The 7,783-nt window shown below is 62.0% G+C and carries 9 protein-coding genes; 4 read left to right on the top strand and 5 right to left on the bottom strand.

Going from position 1 to position 7,783, the window contains the following annotated elements; translation table 11 throughout:
* Nucleotides 1–214: DUF1203 domain-containing protein (locus tag JNL55_RS30940; protein ID WP_293863634.1), on the bottom strand; the 214-nt coding region annotated here is incomplete at its 3' end.
* A 124-nt stretch (nucleotides 215–338) separates the two neighbouring features.
* Here JNL55_RS30940 and JNL55_RS30935 point away from each other — a divergent pair.
* Nucleotides 339–1,205 carry a DMT family transporter gene (locus JNL55_RS30935; RefSeq protein ID WP_293863632.1) on the top strand — a complete coding sequence of 289 codons (867 nt, stop codon included), beginning with the start codon at nucleotides 339–341 and terminating at the stop codon, nucleotides 1,203–1,205.
* Here JNL55_RS30935 and JNL55_RS30930 read toward each other — a convergent pair.
* On the bottom strand, nucleotides 1,202–2,365 hold the full coding sequence (locus tag JNL55_RS30930; protein WP_293863630.1) for an MFS transporter: 1,164 nt from the start codon (nucleotides 2,363–2,365) through the stop codon (nucleotides 1,202–1,204). The two genes, JNL55_RS30935 and JNL55_RS30930, sit on opposite strands and share 4 nt — an antisense overlap.
* A 111-nt stretch (nucleotides 2,366–2,476) precedes the next feature.
* Between JNL55_RS30930 and JNL55_RS30925 the strand changes: the two genes are divergently transcribed.
* From JNL55_RS30925 to JNL55_RS30915, 3 genes are all read left to right on the top strand, one after another.
* Nucleotides 2,477–3,379, top strand: a complete 903-nt coding sequence (locus JNL55_RS30925) for a LysR family transcriptional regulator (protein WP_293863628.1) — start codon at nucleotides 2,477–2,479, stop codon at nucleotides 3,377–3,379.
* A 17-nt stretch (nucleotides 3,380–3,396) separates the two neighbouring features.
* Nucleotides 3,397–3,696, top strand: coding sequence for a hypothetical protein (locus JNL55_RS30920; protein ID WP_293863626.1), 300 nt, complete (start codon nucleotides 3,397–3,399; stop codon nucleotides 3,694–3,696).
* A gap of 63 nt (nucleotides 3,697–3,759) precedes the next feature.
* Nucleotides 3,760–5,175 carry a M20/M25/M40 family metallo-hydrolase gene (locus JNL55_RS30915; RefSeq protein ID WP_293863624.1) on the top strand — a complete coding sequence of 472 codons (1,416 nt, stop codon included), beginning with the start codon at nucleotides 3,760–3,762 and terminating at the stop codon, nucleotides 5,173–5,175.
* 26 nt (nucleotides 5,176–5,201) lie between these two features.
* On the opposite strand, the gene JNL55_RS30910 is transcribed toward JNL55_RS30915, so the two are convergent.
* The 3 genes from JNL55_RS30910 to gspG all read right to left on the bottom strand — a co-directional run bounded on the left by JNL55_RS30910 (nucleotide 5,202) and on the right by gspG (nucleotide 7,513).
* A complete protein-coding gene (locus JNL55_RS30910) occupies nucleotides 5,202–6,656 on the bottom strand; it encodes a DHA2 family efflux MFS transporter permease subunit (RefSeq protein ID WP_293863622.1) in 1,455 nt (484 codons plus the stop codon).
* Between the two features lie 7 nt (nucleotides 6,657–6,663).
* The gene (locus JNL55_RS30905) at nucleotides 6,664–6,993 is read right to left on the bottom strand and encodes a thioredoxin family protein (RefSeq protein ID WP_293863620.1); all 330 of its coding nucleotides are present in this window, start codon (nucleotides 6,991–6,993) and stop codon (nucleotides 6,664–6,666) included.
* A 61-nt stretch (nucleotides 6,994–7,054) separates the two neighbouring features.
* Complete coding sequence (gene gspG, locus JNL55_RS30900; protein WP_293863618.1) at nucleotides 7,055–7,513, bottom strand: type II secretion system major pseudopilin GspG; 459 nt, start codon at nucleotides 7,511–7,513, stop codon at nucleotides 7,055–7,057.
* Nucleotides 7,514–7,783: the final 270 nt, after the last annotated feature.

Below are 7,783 nucleotides of genomic sequence, written 5' to 3'. Positions count from 1 at the left end.
TGGAACGATACGGAGAAGCGACGGGCAGGTGCTCATAGTTCACAAGGAGCAAGTGCTCACCGATCTCCGCGTCCCGCAGGCTGACGCGGCAAGGAAAGCCGGGCTTGGAGTCGGCGGTCACGCGCACGGCGTAGTGGCGTTGCAGTTCCACGTCGGAGAGTGAAAACAGCGGCGAGACCTGACTCAGAGGTAAGCCGGAGATTTGAAAGCTCATGGTGGGCTCCAAGTGCGTGCCGGCCCGAACTCAGCGACCGGCGTTGCTAGTGCACTTAGATTGCCCGCGCCGGGGCTGGTGAGCGCTCCGCTTCTTGCGGTGGCTGATAAACTCCCGCGCAACCATGCATCCCCTCGCGATTGCCGCCGTCTTGTTGGCGGCGTTGACCCATGCCACCTGGAACTTGGCCGCCAAGCGCGCGTCGGGGTCGCGGAATTTTGTGTGGCTGTACTCGCTGGGCTCGACGATTCTTTACGCGCCGGCAGTGCTCTGGGTCTTGCTGGCCGAGCGTCCGCAGTTCACCACCGTTCACTGGCTGGCGCTGTTGATGACCGGCGTGCTGCATATGGGCTACTCGCTGATCCTGCAGGCCGGCTATCGAGTGTCAGACCTTTCGCTGGTTTATCCGTTGGCCAGAGGCACCGGTCCATTGCTGTCCTTCCTGGCCGCGACCTTCCTATTGCAAGAACCGGCAAATATCTTTTCCGTGCTCGGCGTGTTGTTGATCGTCGGCGGTATCTTGCTGGTGTCAGGTTTGGTCGGCCCGCATCAGCCGCACAAGGCTCCCAAGGCGGGCATCGCGCTCGGCCTGCTCACCGGCGTGTTCATCGCCGGCTACACCATCAACGACGGTTGGGCGGTGAAGGCGCTGGCCATGTCGCCGTTCCTGATCGACTTCTCCGGTAACGTGTTTCGGCTCGGGTTGCTCGCGCCGATGGCGTTGAAAGATCCGACTGCCTTGCTGGAAGAAGCCAAAATCTATCGCACGCCGATCCTGATCGTCGCCGTGCTCGGCCCACTCGGTTACATCCTGGTGTTGTTCGCGATGAAACATGCGCCCATCGGTCACATCGCTCCGATGCGGGAGTTGGCAACGTTGGTCGGCACCTACTTCGGCGCCCGCTTGCTCAAAGAACAAGTGACGCCGATACGTTTGATCGGCGCCATACTCATCGTCACCGGTGTGATCGCGCTGGCGGCCACCGGCTAGCAAGCCGGGGCTGTCACTCTCGCTGTGCGCAGACCTTTGAACGCAAGCGCCGCCGCGACTAGCGGCAACAACGCGCCAACCCAAGGCAGCGCCACCAGGCCGGGACCGTGATCGATGGTCATGCCGCCGAGCCACGCGCCGATGGCATTGCCCAGATTGAACGCGCCGATGTTGAAACTGGACGCCAGGCTTTGGCCGGCACCATTGGACTTTTCCAACACCCACATCTGTAGCGCGGGCACCGTTGCAAACGATGCCGCGCCGAGCAGCGCGACGAAAATCACCATCGCGACACCATCTCGCACCGCGAAGCTCATCAAGCCCAGCACGGCTGCCAGCAATAACAACGAGCCGATCAGCGTCGCTTCGAGATGCCGATCGGCCAGCTTGCCGCCGACGATATTGCCGACCACCAAGCCGCCGCCGAAAACCAACAGCACCAAGGACACCGCTCGGTCGCTGAAGTGAGCGAGCTGAGTCAGCAGTGGCGCGATGTACGTGAACACCACGAACATTCCGCCGAAGCCGAACACCGTCGTCAGCAAACCAAGCACCACTGGCCCGCGAGCCAGCGCACGAAGATCGCTACGCCAATCGCTGTCCTCGATTTGCCCCGCATCTCGCGGCACGAGTAGCGCAATCACGATGAGTGCGAGCAGGCCGATGCCAACCACGGCCCAGAAGGTCGCGCGCCAGCCAGCGATTTGTCCGAGCCAGGTGCCGAACGGAACGCCCAACACCGTGGCGATAGTCAGGCCGGTGAACATGATTGCGATAGCTGACGCACGCTGGTGAGGCGCTACCAACTGGGTCGCGACTACTGAGCCGACACCGAAGAAAGTGCCGTGCGCGAACGCAGTCAACACGCGGGCTGCCAACAGTCCGAAATAGGTTGGCGCGATGGCGCAAGCCAGATTGCCCAGTGTGAAGATGGCCATCAGCGCGAGCAGCGTTGCCTTGCGAGGCCAGCGAGCGGTGACCACCGTCATCACCGGCGCGCCGGCCATGACGCCCAAGGCATAGCCTGAGATCAACATGCCGGCCGCGGAGATGGACACATTGAGATCGCCGCTGACTTCCAGCAGCAGGCCCATGATGACGAATTCGGTGACGCCGATGCCAAAGGCGCCGACCGCCAGCGCGTACAAAGCGAGGGGCATGACAGTCTCGGGTGAATGAGGGACAGCAATGATGCGGGCCGGACCGATTGCTGATAAGAATGTCCGTACACACGACCGTCGTGCATTCAATGAACGAATCGGCAGGCCCTGATGGACAACCGAACCGGCGAAATCGAGGCGTTTTTGCGCAGTGTCGAGGGTGGCAGCTTCGCCGCCGCGGCCAAGCTCTTGCGGCAGACGCCGTCGGCGGTGAGTCGCAGCGTTGCCAGGCTCGAAGCCCGGCTTGGCGTACGGCTGCTGACGCGGACCACGCGCTCGCTGTATGTCACGCCGGAAGGTGAGCGATTTCGTTTACAGGCGCAGAAGCTGCTGCTGGATCTCGACGAGCTGGAGCGTTCGTTCGCGGCCGATAAGAGCGAGCCGCGAGGGCGGCTGCGAGTGAGCGCGTCGACGCCTTTCGGAATTCATCAGTTGTTGCCGGTGCTGCCGGAGTTCTTGCAACGCTATCCCAAAATCACGGTGGACCTGTCGCTCAGCGACGCTGTGATCGATCTGGTCGGCGAACGCACGGACATTGCGATTCGTCACGGACCGCTGCCTGACTCATCTTTGCGTGCACGCAAACTGGGTAGCAGTCGCTGGAAGGTGGTGGCTTCGCCGGAATATTTGCAACGTCACGGGGCGCCGAAAACGCCGGCGGATCTCGACGCTCACAACTGTCTCAACTTCAACTATCGGCGCTCGGTGGAAGGCTGGACGTTTCGCGCCGGTAGTCGCACCAAGCAGTACCACGTCACCGGAAATTTTCTGGGTAACTCCGGCGAGGCGCTGCGGCTGATGGCTATCGGGGGCGCCGGTGTGGCGCGCCTGGCGGATTTTCTGGTTGGCGCCGATGTACGAGCGGGGCGGTTGGTTTCGTTGCTCGAGGATTACATCAAGGCGGATAGCGAGGATGTGCATGCCTTGTACATCGGCCACTCGCGGCTCGCTACGCGCGTCCGAGTATTTGTGGATTTTCTGGTGGAGCGGTTGTCGTTGCCGGAGAGTGCGTAGCTTTTGTTGCTACAGCCATGGGAACTCGCCCGACGCGGCCGCGTTTGAAGGCCATGGCTACTCGTAAACGCAAAACCACTCGGTTGGCCTTGGCTGCTCAAGCATTGGGCGAGGCCGTTCCTAAAACGCGAGCGGCCGTCGCCAAGCTTGCGAAGCAGGGCGCCGCGCTGCTGAAGAAATACCGGCCCAGTAAGAAGCGGAAAGTCGCTGCGGCCAAGCAAGCGCCGGCCAAGAAGGCCCCGGCCAAGAAAACCAAGAAAACATCGGTGCGCAGCAAGTCAGCCAAGAACACGACCAGGCCAGCCAAGCCTCGTTAGCGGGCTCTGTGCCATGCCACAATGGGCTTTGCCATGGCCATGGCGACAGCTCGTGAGGTTGCAGTGAAGTCCTGTTCGAAGATCAAACACACACTTGCAGTGGTGCTCGGCTGCGCGGCTATAGGTTTTGCCGGCGTCGGTATGGCCAGCCCGCCGGCGGTGGCGCCGGAGCTGCACGATCAGGCGCTGGCCATTCTGCAGAAATCCATTAGTTTCCGGACCGTGGAAGGCGCAGGGCAGATGCCTGCGTACGCTGAATATTTGAAGAGCGTGCTGGTGGCTGCGGGCTTTCCGGCGGCTGATATCGTCATCGAACCGGTGGCGGATACGGCCACATTCGTTGCTCACTATCGCGGGACCGACAGCAAAAAGAAGCCGCTGATGGTGATCGGCCACATGGACGTGGTGGAGGCCAAGCGCGAGGACTGGAAGCGCGATCCGTTCACGCCGGTAATCGAGAACGGCTATGTGTTCGGCCGCGGCTCGGTGGACAACAAGTTTGAAGTCTCCATGATCGTCGCGACCATCGCGAAGTTGAAGCGTGAAGGTTGGAAGCCCAAGCGCGACGTGATTCTCGCGTTCTCAGGCGACGAAGAAACGCAGATGGTGAGCACGCGTAAGTTGGCTGAGCAGTTCAAGAACGCCGAACTGGTGCTGAACGGCGATGCCGGCGGCGGCCTGCTTTCCGAAGAAGGCAAACCTGTGGTGTACGGCTTGCAGGCCGGCGAGAAGACTTATGCGGACTTCAAGCTCACCGTTACCAATCCGGGCGGTCATTCCAGTCGACCCACCAAGAGCAATGCCATCAATCAGCTGGCCAAGGCGCTGGATCGAATCGCTCAGTATCAATTCCCGCCCATGCATAACGAGCTGACGCTGGCGTATTTCCGCGAGAGTCTGCCGAAGTTGTCCGGGCCGACGGCCGAGGCGGTCAGGGCGTATGTGGCCAATCCGGAAGACGCGAAGGCCATTGCCACGTTATCCAACGATCCGAGCTATCTGGGTCAGCTGCGCACGACCTGTGTGACGACGGAGATCGCAGGTGGTCACGCGGTGAATGCACTACCGCAGAAGGCGGTCGCCAACATCAATTGCCGCATCTTCCCCGGCGTGCCGGTCGACGAAGTGCAAAAGAAATTGGCTGAGGTGGCCGGCGATCCGGAAGTGATCGTGACTCTGCCGGGCTCCGGCTCAGTGGAGAGTGACGCGTCGCCTTTGCGTAAAGATGTGATGGCCGCGGTGAGCAAAGCCGTGCACGCACAGCACCCTGGCCTGTCGATCGTGCCGTCGATGTCTGCAGGCGCCACGGACAGCATGCATTTCCGTGCGGTCGGCGTACCGAGCTACGGCGTCTCGGGTCTGTTCATGAAAGACTCGGATGAGTTCTCGCACGGCTTGGATGAGCGTGTGCCGGTGTCGTCCATCGACGGCGCGCTGGCGCATTGGGACAGCTTGTTGAAGACGCTCGCAGTCAAATAAAACATACCACTTGCGCGAGCCCCTGCTTAGTTGGCAGCGGGCTCGCGTGTGGCGACCGGCGGTCTTTCGGTGCGATCCGTGAGCGCGTGGCCATCGCCAGGACGCAACGTCCAGAAACTCAGCGACGACAGCATGGTCGCTGCTCCCAAAGTAATCAGCGCTGCATGCACGGCATGCGTGACGGCGACTTGATCGGTCTGCGGCATGCCGCCCAAGTACCAGCCCGTCAGCAGCGAGCCGCACGCCAGGCCGAAACTCATCGAGAGCTGTTGCATGGTGCTGGCGATGGCATTGGCCATGCTGGAGCGGCGATCGTCGATGTCGGCGAAGGCCAGCGAATTCATGCTGGAAAACTGCATGGAATTGCCGGCGCCCACCACAAAGCTCAGCAGCACCACTACCGCTAGCGGCGTGCTGCTATCCACCAGCGCGAACGCACCGATGACGGCGCCGATCAGCAAGGTATTCACGCTGAGCACGCGTCGGTAGCCGAAGCGGCGGAGCAGGTGAGGCGAGATGGCTTTCACTGCCATCGCTGCCAGCGCCGACGGCATCATCATCAAGCCGGATTGCCACGCCGGCATTCCCAAGCCCAACTGATAAAACAAAGGCAACAGGAACGGCAGGCCGCCGATTCCGAGTCGCGTGATCAAGCCGCCACCCACCGACACGCGGAACGTGCGCACCTTGAACAACTGCAGATTCAACAGCGGATACTCGGTGCGATTCGCATGCCATGCATAGGCGCCGAGCAGTGCCACCGAAAGTAACAACAACAGTGAGCTGGCAGTCGCACCGAGTCCGTGCTCGCCGAATATTTCCAGCAGCCAGGACAACAGCGCCGCACCCGAACCGAACAAGATCAGCCCGATGACATCCAGTGGTCGCGGCGAATCGCTGCGATAGTCCGGCATGTGCCGGTGGATCATCCATAACGCCGCGAGGCCCACCGGCACGTTGACGAAAAAGATTTCGCGCCACGACCACCAATGCACGATCAAGCCGCCCACCGTCGGGCCGAGCAGTGGTCCGATCAGCGCCGGGATGATCACGAAGTTCATTTTGTTGAGCAGCTCGGAGCGCGGAAAGGTGCGCACGATGGCTAGCCGACCGACCGGCGTCATCATCGCTGCCCCGAGTCCTTGCAGGACGCGCGCGACCACCAGCATCGGTGCGTTCAACGACAGCCCACACATCACCGAAGCCAGCGTGAACAGCGCGACGGCAGTAATGAACACTTTACGAGTGCCGAACCGATCGGCGAGCCAGCCGCTCACCGGAATGCCCACCGCCAGCGCCAGGATGTAACTGGTGACGATGGCTTTGAGACTCAGCGGCGTGACTTCCAGGCTATGCGCCATCGACGGCACGGCCGTGTTGACGATGGTGGAGTCGAGCGTTTCCATGAACAGCACGATCGCTACCAGCCAAGGTAGATAGCGCTGCACGGCGGCTGAGGGAGCGGTGAGGCCGGTGCTCACCGGTGACTCACTGAGCGTCGGACGCTGCGATCTGCCCGAGGGCGTCGCTGACCACCTGCGCCGAACCCGGCCGGATCACGCGCGCCACTTCGATGCCGTCCTTCAGGAAGATCAACGTCGGCCAGAGCTTCACGCGGAACGAACGGCCGAGCGGGCGGCCGGGGCCGTCTTCGACTTTGAGATGACGCAGATCGGGATGCGCGGCCAGAGCCTGCGCGATGTGCGGTTGGGCGGCGGCACAGAAGCCGCACCAGTTGGTTCCGAAATCGAGGACGGTGGCGCCCGGCAGGGCATCGACTTCAGCGCGCGTCGGCGCGGTCTCGGTATAGGCGCTCATGGGCGCCAAGTATTAACCAGCCGCCCGGTCTGCGGTAAGTCGGGCGGCTGGAATGTACGCGTTACTGCTTTTCGGTGATCCAGTTGCCGATGTCGGCGTCCAGACCTTCGCCGCCTTCCTGGTTGTCGGCGCCGTACGAGAACAGATCGAATTCTTTGCCGTGCGTGCCCGGGTAGACGTAGCGATAGTCGTTGCCCCAGGGATCTTTGCGCGCGGTCGGATCCAGGTAACCGCCTTCCTTCCAGTTACGCACGGTCGAATCGTTGGGCTTCTCGAACAGCGACTTGATGCCCTGTTCGGTGGTCGGATAACGGAAGTTATCCATCCGATACAAATTGAGCGCGGTCTCGATGGTGCGCAAGTCGCTGGAGACTTTGGTGAGCTGCGCGTCGTCGATGCGGCGCATGACGTTGGGCGCGACGATCGCGGCCAGGATGCCGAGGATCACCACGACCACCATGATTTCGATCAAGGTGAAGCCGCGGCTCCGTGCGACCAGGGACAGATGAGTCGATTTCATTGCAATCTCGTTGCGCTGTATTACACGGCCGACAGAGGTGTGGGCCGCGCGGATCATAGCTCAGGCAAGTTAGATGCGGGCGCTGCCCGGGAGTTCGACTTGCTAGTCGCTACCCCGGGCGGCGCGGATTCACGACGTCGTTATTGCGGCGGTTCCTGACCCGGCTGCGGGTCTTCCATGGGATAGGTCTGCACGCCAGCCGGCGCGGCGGAGCTATCGGCCGTGGAAGCAGGAACCGGGGCTTGCGCCGGCGGTGCCGGTGCATTGTGA

Origin of the sequence: Steroidobacter sp. (assembly GCF_016790065.1) — a bacterium.
Lineage (GTDB): Bacteria > Pseudomonadota > Gammaproteobacteria > Steroidobacterales > Steroidobacteraceae > Steroidobacter.
This window is presented reverse-complemented; position numbering and strand designations above follow the sequence as displayed.

What these genes read in the sequence shown, in the direction of transcription:
- JNL55_RS30935 (WP_293863632.1), top strand. Translation starts at nt 339, where the DNA reads ATGCATCCCCTCGCGATTGCCGCCGTCTTGTTGGCGGCGTTGACCCAT.
- JNL55_RS30930 (WP_293863630.1), bottom strand. Translation starts at nt 2,365, where the DNA reads ATGCCCCTCGCTTTGTACGCGCTGGCGGTCGGCGCCTTTGGCATCGGC.
- JNL55_RS30925 (WP_293863628.1), top strand. Translation starts at nt 2,477, where the DNA reads ATGGACAACCGAACCGGCGAAATCGAGGCGTTTTTGCGCAGTGTCGAG.
- JNL55_RS30920 (WP_293863626.1), top strand. Translation starts at nt 3,397, where the DNA reads ATGGGAACTCGCCCGACGCGGCCGCGTTTGAAGGCCATGGCTACTCGT.
- JNL55_RS30905 (WP_293863620.1), bottom strand. Translation starts at nt 6,993, where the DNA reads ATGAGCGCCTATACCGAGACCGCGCCGACGCGCGCTGAAGTCGATGCC.
- gspG (WP_293863618.1), bottom strand. Translation starts at nt 7,513, where the DNA reads ATGAAATCGACTCATCTGTCCCTGGTCGCACGGAGCCGCGGCTTCACC.